Source organism: Streptomyces sp. CA-146814, from assembly GCF_050942385.1.
In the GTDB taxonomy this organism is placed as follows: Bacteria; Actinomycetota; Actinomycetes; order Streptomycetales; family Streptomycetaceae; genus Streptomyces.
This window is the reverse complement of record NZ_CP192068.1, coordinates 7,053,466-7,071,867: the sequence shown is the minus strand read 5'-3', so window position 1 is coordinate 7,071,867 and position 18,402 is coordinate 7,053,466. Positions and strand designations below refer to the sequence as shown.

Genomic DNA, 18,402 nt, shown 5'->3' with positions numbered 1-18,402 from the left:
GGGTGTGAGAGGGAGTACGCATACGGGTACGGGGATGGGGCCGAGGCCCTGGATCAGTGGACGGCGGTGCGGTGCGGGCGGGGGCGGCGGTCACCGGGACGCCGCTGGTCCGGGCGGTAGCGGGCGGGTCCGGGCCCGAGCAGATCCGCTCTGAACAGCCCGTAGGCGATGCGCCGTTGGGCGGCTGTGTCCAGCTCGTCCCGGAGCGGACCACTGCGCAACACCGCGTCGGGCCCCAGCAACCCTTCGACGACGGCCAGCGCACCGGCGATGTCGCCGTGGTCCAGGCGTTCGCGGACACCGCTCAGACAGTCGGGACGCCGGTGCGCCGCGTCGATGGCCCGGAGGCAGGGCAGAGGCGTACCGGTCAGGGCCGCCAGCAGCTCTTCGCGCCGGATCTCGGCCGGGTCATGGTCCAGCGGAGCCAGCACCCCGTCCACCAGGCCGATCCGGTGCCGGGCCCCACGGCACTCCACCAGGCGCGGCTCCGCCGCCAGGTCCACGGCCCGTGACCGGACCGGCTGCGGGCCTCCGGACGGCCCATCCGGTACGAGGGCCCGCGCGACCAGCGGGTGCAGCCGGTCGGCGTCGATCGCGCCGGTACGGATCAGCTCCAGGTCGGGCAGCACCCAGGTCGCCGCATCCGGCAGCACCGGCGGCTCGGGCGTACCGGGCCCGGGGACCGCTGCCGCGATCCGTACGCAGGGGGTCGCGGCACCGCTCGGAGCCGATGGCCCGGGCTCCTCGGCGGGGCTCGGCCCCGACCCGTCCGCGTACACGGCGAGAAGCAGTCGGCGTCGTCCGCCCAGCCGCACGCTCACCGGGTCACCCGCGCCGTGCCCCTCGGCGCGGAGCAGGATCGCCGCCTCCGCCGCCCACCGCTCGACGGCGTACGACCCACCTGGTGGCAACGCCGCCAGCACCTCCGGATCGACATCCGCAGGGCCGTCGACAGCCGAGCGGCTCCGCAGCTCACCGGCCCTGCGGACGTCCCACAGGTGCCGGTGCAGGTCCAGGCGGAAGCGCCGGTTCGGGCGGGGGTGAGGATGACGGCGGGCCCCGGGCTCGGTGTGCGACCCGTCCCCCAGCGCAAGGCTGATCCGCTGCCCGGCATCGGCCCAGCCGGACGGGGTCCGGACCACCAGGTGAAGCGGGCCGGGCCCTTCGGGAGCGCTGTACCGCGCCAGCGCGATGGTCAGCCCCGGGCGCAGCAACCCGTGCGGGGCCACCCTCGGCATGTGCCAGCGCAGCAGGTCAGGCGCCAGATGGCGCAGGTCGGTCCGGATACGGGCGGCGAGTTCCTGGCCATGCGTACGGGCCACGGAGCGCAACTGGAGATCGACGTCGACGCCCGCCGCAGCGCACGCCCCTGCCCAATCCCCGGCCTCACGGCGGGCGGTCGCAGTCTCGATCATGGAGGCCGGCACGGCGAACTCGCGCACGCGCGGCCAGAAGGACGGGTGGGAACCCCGGTTCGCGGTTCGGGTGAGCATCAGCACTCACCTTGCGCGGACGGGTCCCCCAATCTGTTCATGGAGTGAGTCATCGCGGGAAGCGTAGCTCCGGCCACCACGATCGGCCAGAGCTTTTCTGCATGCGCGGGCCGCACCCGTCGTCGAGGTGCGGCCCGCCCCTCATCAAGGCGCGCCCCGACCCCGTGCCGCCTCCCGTCTCACCCGCTCAGAAGAACACCCCGCACCGCACCAGCACATTCGCGTACGGCCGGGCCTCCCCCGTCCGTACCACCAGGCGGGCCGACGCCGTGCGGGCCTTCAGGTCGTCGTGCGGGATCAGGTCCAGGCCGGGGAAGTGGCTGTCCAGGAGCGACGCGGCTTCCGGGTTGGCGGCGCGTACCTCCAGGGCCGCCGTCGCTCCCTCCACCACCAACTCGTCGAGCAGGCCGTCCAGTACCTCCGCGAACGACGGGACACCGGCGCGGAAGGCGAGGTCGACGACGCGCGGACCGGGCGGGATCGGCATACCGGCATCGCAGATCAACACCTCGTCGCCGTGGCCGAGTTCGGCGATGGCTCCGGCCAAGTGGCGGTTGAGGATGCCCGACTTCTTCACAGCGCGTCGACCTCCTCCAGCGTCGGGAAGGACGCCTGCGCCCCCTTCGACGTGACGGCCGCCGCCCCCACCCGTACCGCGAAGGCCGCCGCCTCCCGTACGTCGTCTCCCCGGCCCAGGCGCCAGGCCAGAGCGGCGGTGAACGCGTCCCCGGCCCCCGTCGTGTCGACGGCCCCCACCTTCGGGCTGACCAGGTGGTCCAGGGAGTCCGTCCGGCTGTCGGCCACCAGCGCGCCCGCCGCGCCCAGGGTGATCACGACCGAGCGCGGGCCCAACGCGAGCAGGGCCGGGGCCCAGTCGTGCGGGGTGTCCCCCGCCGCCTCGCCCAGGATGTACCGCGCCTCGTGCTCGTTGACCACCAGCGGGTCGCAGGCGGCCAGCACCTCGTCGGGCAGCGGGGCGGGCGGGGACGGGTTGAGGACAAGGCGGGCCCCGGGGGCCAGGCGGCGGGCCGTCTCCGCGACCGTGTCCAGGGGGATCTCCAGCTGTACGGAGACCACCCGGGCGGCGGCCAGCAGCGGGGCCGCCTCCCGTACGTCCTCGGGGGTCAGGCGCCCGTTGGCGCCCGGGGACACCACGATGCTGTTGTCGCCCGAGGGGTCGACGGTGATCAGCGCGACGCCGGTCGGGGCCCCGCCGACCAGGACGCCGTCCGTGTCCACGCCCGCCGCGCGCTGGCTCTCCAGCAGCAGCCGGCCGTGGTCGTCGTCGCCGACCCGGGCGAGCAGGGCCGTACGGGCTCCCAACCGGGCTGCCGCGACTGCCTGGTTGGCGCCCTTGCCGCCCGGGTGGACGGCCAGGTCGGAGCCGAGCACCGTCTCGCCGGGGGCGGGGCGGCGTTCGACGCCGATCACCAGGTCGGCGTTGGCCGAGCCGACGACCAGGAGGTCGTACCGGTACCGGTCGTCGGGGGCGTTGTCGTGCATGCTTCCTGCTTCCTGCTTTCGTCGGACGGGGCCGGGGCGGGGCGGGGCGGTGGGTCAGGAGAAGTCGGCGACGTTCTCGCGGGTGACCACCTTGACCGGCACCTTCACCGTCTTCTCCACCTTCTCGCCCTTGGCCGCCGTCACGGCGTTCTGCACCGCGATCCGGCCGATTTCACTGGGCTGTTGGGCCACCGACGCGTACAGCGTCCCGGCCTCGACCGCCTTCAGGCCGTCCGGGGTGCCGTCGAAGCCGACGACCGAGACGGACTTACCGGCCTTGCTGCCGAGCGCCTTGGCCGCGCCGAGAGCCATCTCGTCGTTCTCGGCGAAGACACCGGTGATGCCCGGGTGGGACTGGACCAGGTTGGTCATGACGTCCAGGCCCTTGGTGCGGTCGAAGTCCGCGGGCTGCTGGGCGACCACCCTGATGTCCGGGTACGCCTTGAGCCCCTCGGCGAAGCCCGCCCCGCGCTCGCGGCTGGCCGACGTCCCCGCCGTGCCCTGGAGGATGACGATGCTGCCCTTGCCACCGAGCTTGTCGGCCAGCGCGTCTGCGGCGAGCTTGCCGCCCGCCACGTTGTCCGAGGCGACGAGGGTGGCGGCGTCCGCCTTGTTCACGCCGCGGTCGGCGGCGATCACCGGGATGTCGGCCTTGTTGGCGCTGCGGACACCCGGTCCGACGGCGTCGGAGTCGACCGGGTTGACGATGATCGACGAAACGCCCGAACTGGTGAAGTTCTGCAGCTGGTTGGCCTGCTGCGAGGCGTCGTTCTGGGCGTCGGTGACGGTGAGGTCGATGCCCGCCTTCTTCGCCTCGGCCTGTGCGCCGTCCTTCATCTGTACGAAGAAGGGGTTGTTGAGCGTCGAGAGGGACATCCCGACCTTCGTGGCGCCTCCGGAGGAACCGGAGTTGACATACGACACGCCTCCGACGACGAGCGCCACGGCGAGCGCCGCTCCGGCGAACTTGAACGCTCCCCTGCGCCCCGATCCCGGAGCACCGGGCGCGGTGCCTGCCGAGGAGGCCGCGCCCGAACCGGCCTTGCGGCGCAGCGTGTCGAGGAGGACGGCGAGCGCGATGACGACGCCGATGACGACCTGCTGCCAGAACGCGGAGACCGAGAGGAGGTTGAGGCCGTTGCGGAGGACGGCGAGGATGAGCGCGCCGATCAGCGTCCCGGACGCCTTGCCGACGCCGCCGGCCAGGCTGGCGCCGCCGATGACGACGGCCGCGATGGCGTCGAGTTCGTACCCCTGGGCGGCCTGCGGCTGCGCGGAGACGAGGCGCGAGGCCAGGACGATGCCCGCGACGGCGGCGAACAGGCCGGAGAGCGCGTAGATGACGATCTTCTGGCGCTTGACGCGGAGACCGGAGAGCCGGGCCGCCTCCTCGTTGCCGCCGATCGCGTACATCGAGCGGCCGATGAAGGTGCGGCCGAGGATCAGCGCGGTGAGCAGGCCCATCGCGATCATCACGAGGACCGGTACGGGGAGCCAGCCGCCGAGCGTGTCGCCGAGCCGCGAGACGGAGTCGGGGAACGCGATCGGGCTGCCCTGCGAGATGACGAGCGAGAGGCCCCGGGCGATCGAGAGCATGGCCAACGTCGCGATGAACGGCGGGAGTTTGCCGTACGAGATGAGGGCGCCGTTCACGAATCCGCAGGCGATGCCCGTGACGATCGCGAGCACGACCGCGAGGACCACCGGGACGCCGGCGGACGTCGCCGACCAGGCGAGGACCGTCGCGGAGAGGGCCGCCACCGAGCCGACGGACAGGTCGATGCCCGCCGAGACGATGACGAAGGTGACGCCGAACGCGAGGATCGCGGTGACGGCCGCCTGCACGCCGACGTTCAGCAGGTTCTGCGTGGTGAGGAAGTCGCCGGAGAGCAGCGACATCGCCACCACCAGGACGACCAGGGCGCTGAGCGCGCCGTTGTCGAGCAGGACGCGGCGTATCACGGAGGTGCCACCCGCGCCCGTGTCACTCTTGAGTGTCTCAGTGGCCACGGGGGCCCTCCTCTTCTTCCTTCTTCGGTGCGGGGAGTTCGTGTTCGTGCGTCGCGGCGGTACCGACCGCGAGGGCCATGACGGCGTCCTGGGTCGCCTGTTGGGCCGCGAGTTCGCCGGCGATCCGGCCCTGGGCCATGACCAGCACCCGGTCGCTCATGCCGAGGACTTCGGGCAGGTCACTGGAGATCATCAGGACGGCGTGGCCGGATGCGGTGAGTTCGTTGATGAGCTGGTAGATCTCGACCTTGGCCCCGACGTCGATGCCGCGGGTGGGTTCGTCGAGGATGAGCACCCGGGTGTCGGCCAGCAGCCACTTGCCGATGACGACCTTCTGCTGGTTGCCGCCGGAGAGCGTACGGACGTGCTGGCCGAGCCCGGACATGCGGACGCCGAGCTGCTTCGCCATGCGGGCGGCCGCCGTACGCCGCCCCTTGAGGTCCACGAGCCCGGAGCGGGACGCGGAACGCAGGGTGACGAGGCCGAGGTTCTCCTGTACGGAGGCGTCGAGGACCAGGCCCTGGCCCTTGCGGTCCTCCGGGACGAGGCCGATCCCGGCGCCCATCGCGGCGGGCACGTCGTGCCGGGCGAGGCGTTCTCCGCGTACGTCGACGGTGCCGGCGTCGTACGGGTCCGCACCGAAGACCGCGCGCGCCACCTCCGTACGACCGGCGCCGACGAGTCCGGCGAGGCCCACGACCTCACCGGCGTGCACGTCGAAGCCGATGTCGTGGAAGACGCCGTCCCGGGTCAGCCCGCGGACGGACAGCAACACCTCACCGGCATCGGGCCGTTCGCGCGGGTACTGCTGCTCGATGCTGCGGCCCACCATGAGCTGGACGAGCCGGTCCTCGGGTGTGGAGGCGGGCACCTGGTCGATGCTGCGGCCGTCGCGCAGGACGGTGACGCGGTCGCCGAGCGCGGCGATCTCCTCCAAGTGGTGGGTGATGAAGACGATTCCGACGCCGTCCGCACGCAACTGCCGCACGATCGCGAAGAGTTTGTCGACCTCTTCCGAGGTGAGCACGGCGGTCGGCTCGTCCATGATGAGAACGCGTGCGTCCAGGCTGAGCGCCTTGGCGATCTCGACCATCTGGAGCCGGGCGATGCCCAGTTCGCGGACCTTCGCATCCGGGCGCACGTCGACCCCGACCCGGCGCAGCAGCTTCTTCGCGTCCGCCCGCATGCGCCGGTGGTCGACGAGACCGAAGCGGCGCGGCTGGCGGCCGAGGAAGATGTTCTCGGCCACCGTCAGATCGGGCACCAGGTTGAACTCCTGGTAGATGGTGGCGATACCGAGCCGTTCGGCGTCCTGCGCGCCTGTGATGCGCACCTCACGGCCCTCGGCGAGGATCCGGCCGCGGTCGGGCCGGTAGGCGCCGGAGAGCATCTTGATGAGGGTGCTCTTGCCGGCTCCGTTCTCGCCGAGCAGGACGTGGACCTCGCCTCTGCGCAGGTCGAAGTCGACGTTGTCGAGTGCCACGACGCCGGGGAAGGTCTTGCGTAGACCCTCGATGCGCAGCAACTCGTCCGGGTGTGAGGTCAGTTGCTCGTCCGGCACGGTCACCTTCGGCTCCGTGCGGCCCTCCGGTGCCGGTCGCTCCGGCTCCTCCTCCGGTGCCGGTCGCTCCGGCCGCTTGTCCGGTGCGGTCACCGTTCGCTCCTCTGGTCGGTCGCGTCCTGGCCGCAGGAGCGGCGCACGACGAGACGGGCGGGCAGGGTGACGGACTGCGGGGTCCGTCCTTCGATCAGGTCGGCCAGTGCGCGTACGGCGGCACGGGCCAGGTCCGCGGTCGGCTGGGCGATGGCGGTGATCGGCGGGTCCGTGTGGACGAACCACGGGATGTCGTCGAAGGCGGCGAGCGCGATGTCGTCGGGGACCCGCAGGCCGCGGGCCCGGATCGCGTCCAGCGCGCCGAGCGCCATCAGGTTGTCGGCGGCGAAGACGACCTCGGGCGGCTCGGCCAGCGCGAGGAACCCTTCGGTGGCCCGTCGCCCGCTGGCGGCCTGGAAGTCGCCCTGCCCGATATAGGCGTCGGGCAACGCGAGCCCCAGCCCGCGCATCGCCTCCCGGAACGCCTCGACGCGCTCGTTGCCGGTGGTGGTCGCCGCGGGCCCGGCGATGATCGCGAGGCGGCGGTGGCCGAGGCCGTGCAGGTGCGCGACGAGATCCTTGACCGCTCCCGTACCGTCGGCCCGGACGACGGGGACGTCGATGCCCGGGATCCAGCGGTCCACGAAGACCATCGGCGTACCGCTCAGGGCCACCTCCCGCATCAGCGGCGAGCCGCCGTCGGCGGGCGAGACGAGCAGCCCGTCGATCCTTCGGTCGATGAGCGTACGGATGTGGTGGTCCTGGAGCTCGGGCCGCTCGTCGGCGTTGCCGATGATGACGCTGTAGCCGAGCGCGCGGGCCTCCTCCTCGACGAAGCGGGCCAGCTCGGTGAAGTACGGATTGAGTACGTCACTGATGACCAGGCCGAGCGTCCGGGTCTGCGCGGTACGCAGCGAGCGGGCCACGGCGTTGGGCCGGTAGCCGAGGGCGTCGACAGCGGCGAGAACGCGGGTACGCGCCTCGGCGCTGACTGACGGATGGCTGTTCAGCACCCGCGAGACCGTGGCGACGGAGACCCCCGCCTGGGCCGCGACATCTTTGATGCTCGCCATGTCCGGACCACCTCCTTGTGGTTTCCGTACACCTCGAAACCAGGGGCGGACCGCTCGCACGACGCCGTGGAATCGATTACAGGGACGATTGGAATCGATTACATGGCTGAAAACAAGACCCTCCCCCATGTCCGAGACCGGATCGTGACAGGAGGAGGGGGCGGAGGAACGGGGGGGGAGGCGGGCGAAACTCGCGGTTCGGCAGCCACGGGGGAGCCGGAGGAGCGAGCGGAAAGCACTGCGGGTGCTGACCGAAGAGGTCAGCACCCGCGTAAGAAAGTGGCCAACCGACACTATCCGCTGGCCTGCGCTGATGGGCTTCTCTGGAAGAGATCGTTCCCCGCCGGAGCAAGATTAGTTCCCAGGCGTCCACTCGTGGTAGCCGACGTGCAAGGGATTGAGGTCTTTGCGTTCGCACGTCCACAGGGAGGCTTCGCCATACGGGTCTTCGCCACCGAACGGCCGCCGCTCGCTAGGGAAACGCGCACTACGGACCTTCTCGATGGGATGGCGTCGAGGGGCCGCACCTCGGGGCTTCGTCGGCCGGTCCGACTGCGTGATGGTCGATGCGAGCCCGGGAAGTTGTGGCACGGCAGGGCCTGCCCTCTGCGGCATGGGGCCGCCGCTCACTCCTCTGTCGACGGTGGAAATGTAGAGCGGGGCCCGGCCCTCAGGTCCTCAACATGAGAGGTCCGCGGGGATGCCGTCCGTGAGCACGTCGAATCGGGAGGTTGGCCTATTCGGGTGATATCTGGACGCAGGGCCCATCCTGCCGGGGTCCCGGCGCCGAACTCGGGTACTTCGTCGTGCTGGGTGAAGATGCCTCGTCAGGATTACCGGCAGGTCAACCGTGGCCGTCGCTCCATTCGCTGTCGCTCTTGTTGCAGTCGGCATCGCGGGGGGCCCTGCGCCGAGGTGTCTCTTTGTGGTCGTCGCGGATACCGACGAGTTCCTCGACGTCGAAGATGCGGGCGATCGGGACGTCGGTGCTGCTGTGGGCCACGATGGAGAAGGCGATGGTGACGGCGATCAGGGTGAACGCCTCCTCGCCCTGGGGGATGCCGGCCTGGAGCACCAGCAACCCGTAGACCACGGAGGCGAAGCCTTTGGGGCCGAACCAGGCCGCCGTGAGCTTCTCCTTGCGGTCGAAGTCGGTGCCCACCAGGGACAGCAGCAGCGAGGCCGGACGGATGAGGAAGATGGCCAGGACCGCCACCGCGTAGCCGCCGATCGGGAGCTCGCCGAAGAGGTGAGGGGTCAGCAGAGCTCCGAAGACCAGGAGTGCCGCGAACTTCGCCAGCTCGGCGAGAGCTTCGCCCAGCGGCTCGAAGGCGGTCTTGGCCTCGGGCGCAACAGCGACGATCACCGCGCCCGCGGAGAAGGCGGCCAGATACGGGTTGGCGTGGGTGAGGTGGCAGGCCGCGTACAGAATGACCGCGACCGCCAGCGGCAACAGGGGCTGGAGCCGAGGTTCCGCGCCCAGCAGACGCAACCGGACGAGCCAGTGCACCAGCAGCGGCAGGGTCACTCCGAAGACCAGCCCGAGCAGGAGTTCACCGCCGATCGAGGCGAAGCCGACGTCCTCGGCATGGCCGGTGGGTGCGGCGGCCGCGATGAAGATGAGGACGAACGGCAGGGCCAGCCCGTCGTTGACGCCGCTTTCGATGTTGAGCAGTTGCCGTAGCCGGGCGGGGACCTCTTCGCGGCCCACGATGGCGGAGGCGAACACCGGGTCGGTCGGCGCCAGCACGGCGCCGACGAGGAAGGAGGTCGTCCAGTCGAGGCCGACGAGGAAGTGGGCCAGCAGGGCGACGCCGACGAAAGCCAGCGGCAGGCCGAGGCCGAGGGCGCGGGCGGGGTTGCGCCACGCCTGTCGCAGCGCGGGGAAGGAGACGTGCATGCCGTCGGTGAACAGCACCGCGAAGAGGGCCAGGTCGGCGGTGACCCTGACGATGTCGCTGTCCGGGGTGATGTGGATCAGGCCGAGGAAGCCGTCGCTGACGAGCGCGCCGCCCACCAGGAACAGCAGCGATGTGGAGAGCACCGACCGGGCGGCGAGCCCGGACAGCAGCACGGCCACCAGCAGTGCCACTCCGAAGACGATGACCAAGACCATCTGACGCGCTCCCCGCTGTCGATCGACCGAACCGGCGTCGGCGCCGGTCGGGCCCTGCGCCCGGTCCGAGAAAACCCAACCTCGAACGTCTGCCCGTCGAAATGCCGGTCACCCGTGCGCCCCGTACGGACGTGCCGGCTCTCGGATCCTTTCCGCCACCACGCCGTGCCGCCGGGGAGACGGTCAGGCCCTGCGCACATCCCAACGCCGTCCGCGTGCCCGGTTCCAGCAGAGTGCGACGCCTCTGCAGCAGAGAACAAGGAGGGCGACGCAAGTCCCGGCCGCCGGCGTCCCGTGGGAGACGGCTCGTGACACCGAGGGGGCCAACGCGCCGCCGCCGTTGCGCGTCGCGGTCACCGCGTCGGTCGCAATCGCCGCTTCCAGCAGACCGGCACCCAGGGCCGAGACGGTCAGCACGGCGGCGGCCTGGGAAGGCAGACCGACCGTTCCCCGCTTCCTCGGCGGTCTGTGCACCCTGCCTCCTTCTCGCGTACGTCAGCAGATCCTGCCATCGCCGTCCGCGAGCCGGGTACGGGAGCCGGGGGGACGCCGGGGACGGCCGGTCGAAGCGTTTAGCGGTCGCGGTCGCGGTCGCGGACGGCGTTGAGCGCGGAGTGTGTCGTCTCCTCCACCGTGCCGGTGATGGGAACGATCGCTCCTCGCTCCTCGTCGGTGAGTGGCTCCAGTGCGTCCAGTTGGGACCGGAGGAGCTCCAAGGGCATGAAATGTCCTCGCCGGGCAGCCATGCGCTCGGCGATGAGTTCGGCAGGGCCGTCCAGGTGGACGAAGAACACCCGTGGCGCCGCCGAGACGAGGCGGTCGCGGTAGGGCCGCTTCAGGGCCGAGCAGGTGATGACTCCTCCGTCAGGGGCGTGTTCTCGGAGCCACCCGGCGATGACGTCGAGCCAGGGACGCCGGTCCTCGTCACTGAGGGCGATCCCCGCACGCATCTTGGCCACGTTCTCCGGGGGGTGAAAATCGTCGGCCTCAGCGAACAGCACGCCGAGCGACCCCGCCAGGGACTGGCCCACCGTCGTCTTGCCGGACCCTGACACACCCATCACCACGACCAACGGAGCGTTCCCATTCTGCGCCATCGCATCAGGCTAACGCGGCGCGGCCCGCGGGACTCAGGGCCGGTCGGCGACCTCGGCGCGGGCCTGCGCCGGGTCCGCGTTGGCCAAGGCACTCCCGGAGCCGCGCTGAGAACGAGGGATCACGCTGAAGGTGCCGTCCGTCTCCAGCACCACCGCGTGCACCAGCTCCAGCCCTCCGGTCCCCTGCGTACGGACCGCCTGGCGCACTTCGTCCTCCGTGACCCGCTGGCGTCGCATCGCGTCGTGCAGCATCCGGCCGTCGCGCAGCAGCAGGGTCGGTTCGGCCTTGACCAGTCGCCGTACGTACCGGAATCGGACCGAGGCCCAGGCGGTGACGAATTGCAACGCGACCAGGGAGCCGAGCGCGAGGGCTCCCTCTCCCAGCGCCACCTGACGGTTGAGCAGGATGGTGGCCAGGGTCGATCCCAGGGCGACCGTGACCGCCAGGTCGAAGGCGTTCATCTTCGACAGGGTCCGTTTGCCCGACGCGCGTACCGCGGCGATCAACAGAAGGTAGGCGAGCCCTGCCATGGCCGGGACGCGGAGCAGTTCGTTCCAGGAGTCGTAGAACACAGGCTGACGGGTACCCCGCGCGTCTGGTTCCCCAACCAGGAGATCGGCGGCCGGGCTCTCACTCCTCCAGGTCGATGACCACCTTGACGTCGTCCGGCCGGGACTCCAGCGCCTCGGCGGCGCGTTCGAGGGGGACTCGTCTGGTGATCAGCCGTTCCAGCCAGCTCCTGTCCGCCCGCGCCAGAGCGGCGGCGGCCTGCCGGAAGTGGCGCTGGTTGGCGTTGACGGAGCCCACCACGGCGTCGTTCTGCAGCACCATTTCCCGGTTGATGGTGCCGGCGTCCGCGGTGATGCGACGGCCGGCGGGCGAGACACCGGTCAGGCACACCACCCCGTACGAGGCGGTTCCGGTCAGCGAGGCGAAGACCAGGCTGCTGGCTCCGGTCGCTTCGACGATGACGTCCGGGCAGACGTCGTCGATCACCCGCTCCGCGTCCTCGGTGTGGTAGGCGGCGCCGAGATCGCGGACCAGCGAGGGCTTGGGACCGTCGCTCACGCGGTCCAGAACGTGCACCTCCAGCCCCCGCTGAACGCCGAGGAGGGCCGCAAGCAGTCCGATCGGTCCCGCCCCCGTGACGAGGACCCTACGCGGCTCGAACCAGGAGCGCCCCCCGACCCGGTCCACCTGCTCCCAGGCCTTCGCCACGACCGAGGTGGGCTCCATGAGCACGCCGACGCTCGCCAGCTGGGGTTCCAACCGCACGGCGTAGTCGGGCTCAACACACCATGCCTGGGCACCGAAGCCGTCGAGCTCCTTGATTCCGCGTTCGGTGTAGCGTCCGTTGCGGCACATGTCGAACTCCTGCCGGGCACAGGCCCCGCAGGGCACGGGATCGGGCCGGCGCACCACCCCGGCCACCAGGTCACCGGCCGAGAACCCGCTGCCCGACGGGGCCCGCTCGACCCTGCCGAGCGACTCGTGACCGAGAATCAGCCAGTCCCGGCCCAAGGGCGCCTTTCCGTACTGGCCTCCAGTGATCTCACGGTCCGTCCCGCAGACACCCATGGCCAGGCCGCGTACCAGCAGTTCCCCCTGGGCCGGGGACGGGTCCGGCAGCTCCCGCACCTCGAGGCAGTCCTGTCGGCCAGGCTTAACGGTCAGTGCGCGCACGAGTGTGCCGCCTTTCTCACGGTTGTGCCGGTATCGGTTCGCGGCGGCCGATGACGGCCGCGGGGCCGTGCCGTCCTACCGACGCCAGATGAGCCGAGCGGAACGCCCAGTGCTACGTATACCTGCCTGCTCTACCGGTAAGCCCCCCAACGCGCTGGGAGAACCGGCGCCCCACGCCGAGACCATGAAAAGGGGGGAACTGCGGCCCGGGTGGAAGACACCGGCCCGGGCCCGGCAAGGTGGAAAGACACCCGATCACCCGGTCACCGACGCGCAGCTCGGCCGTTGGAGGTACTGGGCCGCCAAAAGGGCATCCACCACCGGATCGGGGAGTTGCTCCGTCATGCTCGATGTTCTGTTGACCGTGGTCGGCTCGTTGGCCCTCGTCGTCGCCGCTCTTTCCCGGTGGGTGCAGAGTGCGCCACTGAGCGCGCCGCTCCTGGCCCTGGTGACGGGGATCGTCGTCGGCCCCGAGATGCTGGGGGTCCTTGACCTGCCCACCGTGCTGGAGGGTCACGAGGACCTGCACAAGTTCTCGCGTCTGCTCCTGGCGATCTCGGTGATGGCCGTGTCCCTGCGCTACAGGTTCCGTGATGTGCGCGCGCTGGCACGGCCGGTGACCGCCCTGCTGATCGGGGCCATGGCCGCCATGGCCGTAATCACGACCGCGGTGTCGGCCGCCGCTCTGGGCATCGGCTTGGGCGCGGCGGCGCTCCTGGGCGCGGCCCTGTGCCCCACCGACCCAGTGCTCGCCTCCAGCGTGGTCTCCGGCGAGCCGGCGGAGAAGAGCGTCTCCCCCCGTACCCGACGGCTGGCCTCCCTGGAGTCGGGGGCCAATGACGGTCTCGCCCTGCCCCTGGTGCTCGTCGCCATCGCGATCGCCGGACCAGCGGGGGGCGGCGAAGCGCTGCTGGAGTCGCTCTGGCAGGTCCTGGGCGCCGCCCTCCTCGGAGTCGTGGCCGGGCGGCTGGGCGGCAAGGTGCTGTCCGTCGCCGAGCGGCACCGGACCATGCAGTCCGGCCCTCTGCTTGTCTACACCCTGCTGCTGGCACTGCTGGTGCTGGGGGCCTCCGGGCTGCTGCACGTCGACGGCGTCCTGGCCATCTTCGTCGCCGGCCTGGCCTTCAACGCGACCAGCTCGTGGGAGGAGCGGAGGGAAGAGAACAAGGTCGACGAGGCGGTCAACCGGTTCATCGTCCTGCCGTTGTTCGTCGCACTCGGCGCCATGATCCCCTGGCGCGAATGGGGCGAGCTGGGCTGGTGGCGAGTTCTGCTCCTGATCCTGGGGACGCTGCTGCTGCGCCGTCTCCCTGTACTGCTCGCCCTCAAACGCCCGCTCTCGCTGACCTGGCGGGACGCACTCTTCCTCGGCTGGTTCGGGCCCATCGGCGTCTCGGCCCTGTTCTACCTGACCATGGAGGCCGATCGGCTCGGTATCAATCCGACCGTGATGGCGGCGGGGACTCTGGTCGTCGTGGCCAGCACTGTCGCCCACGGCATCACCACCGCGCCCGGCCTCGCCCTCTACCGCTGGATGAGCGAGCGGACCCAGGACGAGAGAGGCGCAGATCAGTGAGAGCTCGCCCCGGCGACCTTCGCGTCTCACTGAACGAACGAACGCGTAGAGCCTTACGTCCCCTAGGGCCTGTCGTCAAATGTCACGCCCACATCAGGAGTGACGCGAGCGTGACAGCTGCTTCGTAGGACTCGGCAGTCTTGTCGTACCGGGTGGCGATCCCGCGCCACTGCTTCAGGCGGTTGAAGCACCGTTCCACGACGTTGCGGTGCTTGTAGACCTCGCGGTCGAAGGCCGGCGGGCGGCCTCCGCGGCTGCCTCGCCGGGCCCGGTTGCGGGCCTGGTCGGCCCGTTCGGGAATCGTGTGGGCGATGCCCCTGCGACGGAGCCAGGCGCGGATCGCCTTCGAGCTGTAGCCCTTGTCGCCCAGGACGTGATCGGGCCGGACCCGGGGACGGCCGGGTCCGATCCGGGGCACGCGGATCGCTTCCATCACGGCGGTGAACCGGGTGCAGTCGTTGGTGTTTCCACCCGTGACCACGAATGCCAGGGGTCGGCCCCGCCCGTCACAGGCCAGGTGGATTTTGCTGGTCAGACCGCCTCTTGACCGGCCGAGGGCCGGGTCGCGGAGCCCCTTTTCGGGCCCCGGCCGCGTGCTGGTGAGCGCGGACGATCGTCGAGTCGACGGACACCAGCCAGTCGACGTCGCCCGCCGCATCCGCTTTCGCCTGGGCGGCGCGGAGCATCCGGTCGAACGTCCCGTCCGCCGCCCACCTGCGGAAACGCGTATGCAGCGTGGCCCACGGGCCATAGCGCTCGGGCACGTCCCGCCAGGCCGTCCCGGTCCGGAACTTCCACACGATCCCGTTCAGGACCCTGCGATCGTCCAACCGCTTGCGTCCCCGCAACGACGCGGGCAGCAGCGGCCGGACGAACTCCCACTCGGCATCCGACAGTTCATGGCGACGTATCACGACACCATGATCCACCAGCGGTGATCATTTGAAGACACTGCCTAGCCCCCTTCCGCAACTTGGCCGCAAGGCTGCGACGTTGGCCACGGTGACCCGAGTGCGACTGGGTCGGCGACAGTCGGAGCGACTCCTCGCAGAAGCACCGTCGACACGGCGTGAACGTGCAGGTCATCGCCGACCCCGCAGGCAAGCTGCTGTCCCACGCGCGCTGCCCGGCCGCACCCACGACCTGACCGCGGCCCGAACCCACCGAATCATCCGGATCTGCGAACGCCAGGGCGTCCCCACCTTGCCGACCGCGCCTACATCGGAGCCGGCCCCTGGGTGACCACACCGATCAGACGGCTCCCGAACAGAGACCTCACCACGACCCAGCGAACGATCAACCGGGCCCTGTCGGCAGCACGGGCACCGGTCGAACGAAGCATCGCGAGGCTGAAGTCCTGGCAGACCTTCCGCCGGGCCGCTGCAGCCCCAACCGCATGACCGTCATCGCCGCAGCCATCCTCACCCTGGAACGTCAACACTGGTGAATCTCATGGCCGTTCCAGGGTGAGGACGGATTGGCAATGGCCGTCATCCAGTCGGGAACCGCTTCACAACCAGACAAGCCGACCTTCGGCGAACCGACTGCCCCGGGAGCTTCCACCGGCGATCCTCGTCAGCGTCTCCGCCACAGAGTCGAAATACTGGGCCATCGATTCGTACTCGCCCGTGACCGTGGGGCCACCCACGAACCAGTTGCCGACACGCCCGTCCCGCACATCGATGAACTTTCCCATCCAGCCGTCCTGGTCCGACAGGAACGGGATCCACTCGTTACGCCAGAACGGGTAGTCCGGCTGGTCCGGAGGGTCGAATCCGCCGGGCATGAAGCGGTTCGCGTAGAGCCTCTCCATCGCCCGGATGCCCAGAAAGAAGCTCCCCTCGTCGGGGAACCCTTCGAAGCCGCAACATTGCACTTCGTCGTCGAAATCTTCCTCCGGCAGATCCAGATTGTTCTGCAACAGCCACGTCCGTAGATCCCCATGCAGGGAGACCCCCATCCGTTCCTCGGCTGCCGCGAGCATCTGCTGCGTAGCGGGCCCGGGTAGATCCGCGTGATCGGCCGGCGCGTGCTCCCGAGGGAGACTCATCACACGCGACCAACTCTCAGCGACACTCATCGCCCTATGCCCCCTCTACAGGGATTTCGCCGTCCGACTACGCCACTGCGCAAGGTCGGGAGGTACCGGCCGGACAGCCTTGCAGGGATGATACTTCGGGCATACGTTCTATCTATCTCCGCGACGTCTTCCGCCCCGAAGCGCAGAGCCAGCTCCTCAGCGAAGTGACCGGCCACGACTTTTCACAGACAACCCACCGTGCCCGGCGGACCCAGCCGAGGAGCTCCCAGGACTCAAGCGAGGACCACGGCGTCACCCTGGAGTGGCGAAGCTGCAAAGGATCCCAGCGCCGCCAAGGCCAGCACGGCCCCAGCCTCCAGGAACAGACCGACTTCTCCCCGCCCCGTTGATGGTCTGCGCACAGGGCCTCCCTGTTCGCACGTCACTGCACGCCCTGTCAGGCCGCCTACGGGCGCCCCGCAGAGAACGCCCGCGACTGCTCTCGTCATGACGACAGGGGCTCTCGGTCGGCGGAAGCCCGGACGGAGAGTCTGTTTGTGCCCTCTTGGGGGGTGGTACGCGTCAGTCACTGACGGCTCCGTCGTCCAGCCGGCGCTGCCGGCAGCGCCGGCTGAACGACGGCAACGAAGGGTGTGACCAATGACCACAGCGGCGCGAAGCATGCTCGACTCCTACCCCGCAGACCTGGGCGCCCTGGACCGCGATGCCCTGGCTGCATGCATCGAAGCGTGCGTGTCCTGCTCCCAGACGTGTACGGCATGCGCGGACGCCTGTCTGGCCGAGGACACGGTCGCCGAGCTGACCAAGTGCATCCGCACGGACCTGGACTGCGCTGACGTCTGCGCCGCCACGGCTGCGGTCCTGTCCCGCCGCACGGGCTACGACGCCACCGTCACCCGGGTGGTGCTCCAGGCATGCGCCGCGATCTGCAAGGCGTGTGCCGACGAGTGCGACGGCCACGCTGAGATGCACGAGCACTGTCGGGTCTGCGCCGAAGCGTGCCGCCGATGCGAGCAGGCGTGCAACGCACTTCTCGCGGGCCTGGGCTGATGACGGCAGGGGGGCACATAACGGAGGGCGCCGGTCGGCGTAGCCGCGCAGGGCAGGAGGCACGAGCGGTGCCTTGTGCCCCGCCTTCTGGTCTGTGTCGGCGGGGTAGCGAGGAGCATGCCGGTGGTGTTTGATCTTCTGATCTCAGCGGCGGGAGCGGGTCTGATTCTGGTGGCCCTGCGCGATGTGTTCCACACCTTGTGGCATCCCGTCGGCCGGGGCAGTCTCAGCACCCTGGTCATGACCGGGGTGTGGCGCTGCTGCAGGACCCCCGGCGGACAGGGCCGCCTCGCCGTTGCCGCAGGACCTGCGGCGCTGGTCGTGGTCATCGCGGTGTGGACATCGCTCATCGTGGTGGGCTGGGCGCTCGTCTACGTGCCCCACATGCCCGGGGGCTTCTCCTTCGCCCCCGGTCTCGAGCCCTCGCAGCGCGCACCTCTGCTCGACGGGCTTTACCTGTCGCTTGTCACGGTCGCCACGCTGGGCTTCGGTGACATCGTCCCCGCCGAAGGCTGGCTGCGGATCGCGGCGCCCCTGCAAGGTCTCCTCGGCTTCGCACTGCTCACGGCTGCCGTCTCCTGGGTGGGCCAGATCTACCCGGCGCTGACACGCCGACTGGTCCTGGCACACCGGCTCGAAGCGATCCGCAGGTCACGAGGCTCCAGCAGGCTGACGGATACGACGTTCACCGCGATGCTGCTGGAGAACCTGGCCGCGGAGGTGATCCAGGTTCGCGTGGACCTGAGCCAGCGCGCCGAGACGTACTACTTCCACGATCGTGACGGCAGCCCCAGCTTGGCCGCGTTGAGCAGCTACGCGGCAGACCTCGCCCTGGCAGGACAGCGGTCCCGGGCAGCCGACGTCCGCACGAGCGCCACCATGCTCGCCACCGCGCTGGAAGAACTCGCCTCAGTACTCGAGGAGCAGTTCCTGAAGGTCCCGGGCGGCCCCATGGAAATCTTCGCCGCATACGCGCACGACCACGGCCTCGTCCCCGTCCGGGCGTGAGCCGCTCGAGGGACCTTACAAGGAACACGCCCCGCCCCGCTGCAGTGGAGGCCACAAGGTCCTCTCAGAGCGGGTCAGCGTCGTCGGAAAATGTCTGCCGGCGGCCCAGATCCCTCAGGGCGTCTCCCGAGCCGTAATGCGCATGAGGGATGACGCT

At 70.3% G+C, this 18,402-nt stretch carries 14 protein-coding genes and 2 pseudogenes; 4 read left to right on the top strand and 12 right to left on the bottom strand.

What is annotated here, in order from left to right; translation table 11 throughout:
* Positions 1-53 precede the first annotated feature (53 nt).
* The 10 genes from ACQP09_RS31230 to ACQP09_RS31185 form a co-directional block, all read right to left on the bottom strand.
* Positions 54-1,493, bottom strand: a complete 1,440-nt coding sequence (locus ACQP09_RS31230; RefSeq protein WP_433405786.1) for a hypothetical protein — start codon at positions 1,491-1,493, stop codon at positions 54-56.
* A gap of 187 nt (positions 1,494-1,680) precedes the next feature.
* A complete protein-coding gene (gene rbsD / locus ACQP09_RS31225) occupies positions 1,681-2,070 on the bottom strand; it encodes a D-ribose pyranase (RefSeq protein ID WP_433405784.1) in 390 nt (129 codons plus the stop codon).
* Positions 2,067-2,996: a ribokinase gene (locus ACQP09_RS31220; protein ID WP_433405782.1), complete on the bottom strand. Its 930-nt coding sequence runs from the start codon at positions 2,994-2,996 to the stop codon at positions 2,067-2,069. The genes rbsD and ACQP09_RS31220 overlap by 4 nt, the downstream gene beginning before the upstream one ends.
* A 54-nt stretch (positions 2,997-3,050) precedes the next feature.
* Complete coding sequence (locus tag ACQP09_RS31215; RefSeq protein WP_433405780.1) at positions 3,051-5,006, bottom strand: ABC transporter permease/substrate-binding protein; 1,956 nt, start codon at positions 5,004-5,006, stop codon at positions 3,051-3,053.
* The gene (locus tag ACQP09_RS31210; RefSeq protein ID WP_433406827.1) at positions 4,996-6,573 is read right to left on the bottom strand and encodes a sugar ABC transporter ATP-binding protein; all 1,578 of its coding nucleotides are present in this window, start codon (positions 6,571-6,573) and stop codon (positions 4,996-4,998) included. The genes ACQP09_RS31215 and ACQP09_RS31210 overlap by 11 nt, the downstream gene beginning before the upstream one ends.
* A gap of 83 nt (positions 6,574-6,656) precedes the next feature.
* Positions 6,657-7,673, bottom strand: coding sequence for a LacI family DNA-binding transcriptional regulator (locus ACQP09_RS31205; RefSeq protein ID WP_433405778.1), 1,017 nt, complete (start codon positions 7,671-7,673; stop codon positions 6,657-6,659).
* A gap of 844 nt (positions 7,674-8,517) precedes the next feature.
* Positions 8,518-9,789 (bottom strand): cation:proton antiporter, encoded by a 1,272-nt coding sequence (locus ACQP09_RS31200; RefSeq protein ID WP_433405776.1) that lies wholly within the window; start codon positions 9,787-9,789, stop codon positions 8,518-8,520.
* 572 nt (positions 9,790-10,361) lie between these two features.
* On the bottom strand, positions 10,362-10,886 hold the full coding sequence (locus ACQP09_RS31195) for a gluconokinase (RefSeq protein ID WP_433405774.1): 525 nt from the start codon (positions 10,884-10,886) through the stop codon (positions 10,362-10,364).
* A gap of 33 nt (positions 10,887-10,919) precedes the next feature.
* On the bottom strand, positions 10,920-11,459 hold the full coding sequence (locus ACQP09_RS31190) for a DUF421 domain-containing protein (RefSeq protein ID WP_433405772.1): 540 nt from the start codon (positions 11,457-11,459) through the stop codon (positions 10,920-10,922).
* Between the two features lie 58 nt (positions 11,460-11,517).
* The gene (locus tag ACQP09_RS31185) at positions 11,518-12,570 is read right to left on the bottom strand and encodes a glucose 1-dehydrogenase (RefSeq protein ID WP_433405770.1); all 1,053 of its coding nucleotides are present in this window, start codon (positions 12,568-12,570) and stop codon (positions 11,518-11,520) included.
* A 343-nt stretch (positions 12,571-12,913) separates the two neighbouring features.
* On the opposite strand from ACQP09_RS31185, the gene ACQP09_RS31180 reads away from it, so the two are divergent.
* Entirely contained in the window at positions 12,914-14,146 is a 1,233-nt protein-coding gene (locus tag ACQP09_RS31180) for a cation:proton antiporter domain-containing protein (RefSeq protein ID WP_433405768.1), read from the top strand.
* An 82-nt stretch (positions 14,147-14,228) separates the two neighbouring features.
* On the opposite strand, the pseudogene ACQP09_RS31175 reads toward ACQP09_RS31180, so the two are convergent.
* A pseudogene (locus ACQP09_RS31175) lies at positions 14,229-15,060 on the bottom strand (IS5 family transposase).
* Positions 15,061-15,155: 95 nt separating this feature from the next.
* Between ACQP09_RS31175 and ACQP09_RS31170 the strand changes: the two are divergent.
* A pseudogene (locus ACQP09_RS31170) lies at positions 15,156-15,593 on the top strand (transposase family protein); the annotation flags it as partial.
* A gap of 63 nt (positions 15,594-15,656) precedes the next feature.
* Here the strand turns inward: ACQP09_RS31170 and ACQP09_RS31165 are convergent.
* Positions 15,657-16,196, bottom strand: a complete 540-nt coding sequence (locus ACQP09_RS31165) for an SMI1/KNR4 family protein (RefSeq protein ID WP_433406825.1) — start codon at positions 16,194-16,196, stop codon at positions 15,657-15,659.
* Between the two features lie 630 nt (positions 16,197-16,826).
* On the opposite strand from ACQP09_RS31165, the gene ACQP09_RS31160 reads away from it, so the two are divergent.
* A complete protein-coding gene (locus ACQP09_RS31160; RefSeq protein ID WP_433405766.1) occupies positions 16,827-17,237 on the top strand; it encodes a four-helix bundle copper-binding protein in 411 nt (136 codons plus the stop codon).
* 117 nt (positions 17,238-17,354) lie between these two features.
* Positions 17,355-18,245: a potassium channel family protein gene (locus ACQP09_RS31155; protein WP_433405764.1), complete on the top strand. Its 891-nt coding sequence runs from the start codon at positions 17,355-17,357 to the stop codon at positions 18,243-18,245.
* Positions 18,246-18,402 lie beyond the last annotated feature (157 nt).

What these genes read in the sequence shown, in the direction of transcription:
- ACQP09_RS31230 (WP_433405786.1), bottom strand. Translation starts at nt 1,493, where the DNA reads ATGCTCACCCGAACCGCGAACCGGGGTTCCCACCCGTCCTTCTGGCCG.
- ACQP09_RS31220 (WP_433405782.1), bottom strand. Translation starts at nt 2,996, where the DNA reads ATGCACGACAACGCCCCCGACGACCGGTACCGGTACGACCTCCTGGTC.
- ACQP09_RS31205 (WP_433405778.1), bottom strand. Translation starts at nt 7,673, where the DNA reads ATGGCGAGCATCAAAGATGTCGCGGCCCAGGCGGGGGTCTCCGTCGCC.
- ACQP09_RS31200 (WP_433405776.1), bottom strand. Translation starts at nt 9,789, where the DNA reads ATGGTCTTGGTCATCGTCTTCGGAGTGGCACTGCTGGTGGCCGTGCTG.
- ACQP09_RS31195 (WP_433405774.1), bottom strand. Translation starts at nt 10,886, where the DNA reads ATGGCGCAGAATGGGAACGCTCCGTTGGTCGTGGTGATGGGTGTGTCA.
- ACQP09_RS31180 (WP_433405768.1), top strand. Translation starts at nt 12,914, where the DNA reads ATGCTCGATGTTCTGTTGACCGTGGTCGGCTCGTTGGCCCTCGTCGTC.
- ACQP09_RS31165 (WP_433406825.1), bottom strand. Translation starts at nt 16,196, where the DNA reads ATGAGTCTCCCTCGGGAGCACGCGCCGGCCGATCACGCGGATCTACCC.
- ACQP09_RS31160 (WP_433405766.1), top strand. Translation starts at nt 16,827, where the DNA reads ATGACCACAGCGGCGCGAAGCATGCTCGACTCCTACCCCGCAGACCTG.
- ACQP09_RS31155 (WP_433405764.1), top strand. Translation starts at nt 17,355, where the DNA reads ATGCCGGTGGTGTTTGATCTTCTGATCTCAGCGGCGGGAGCGGGTCTG.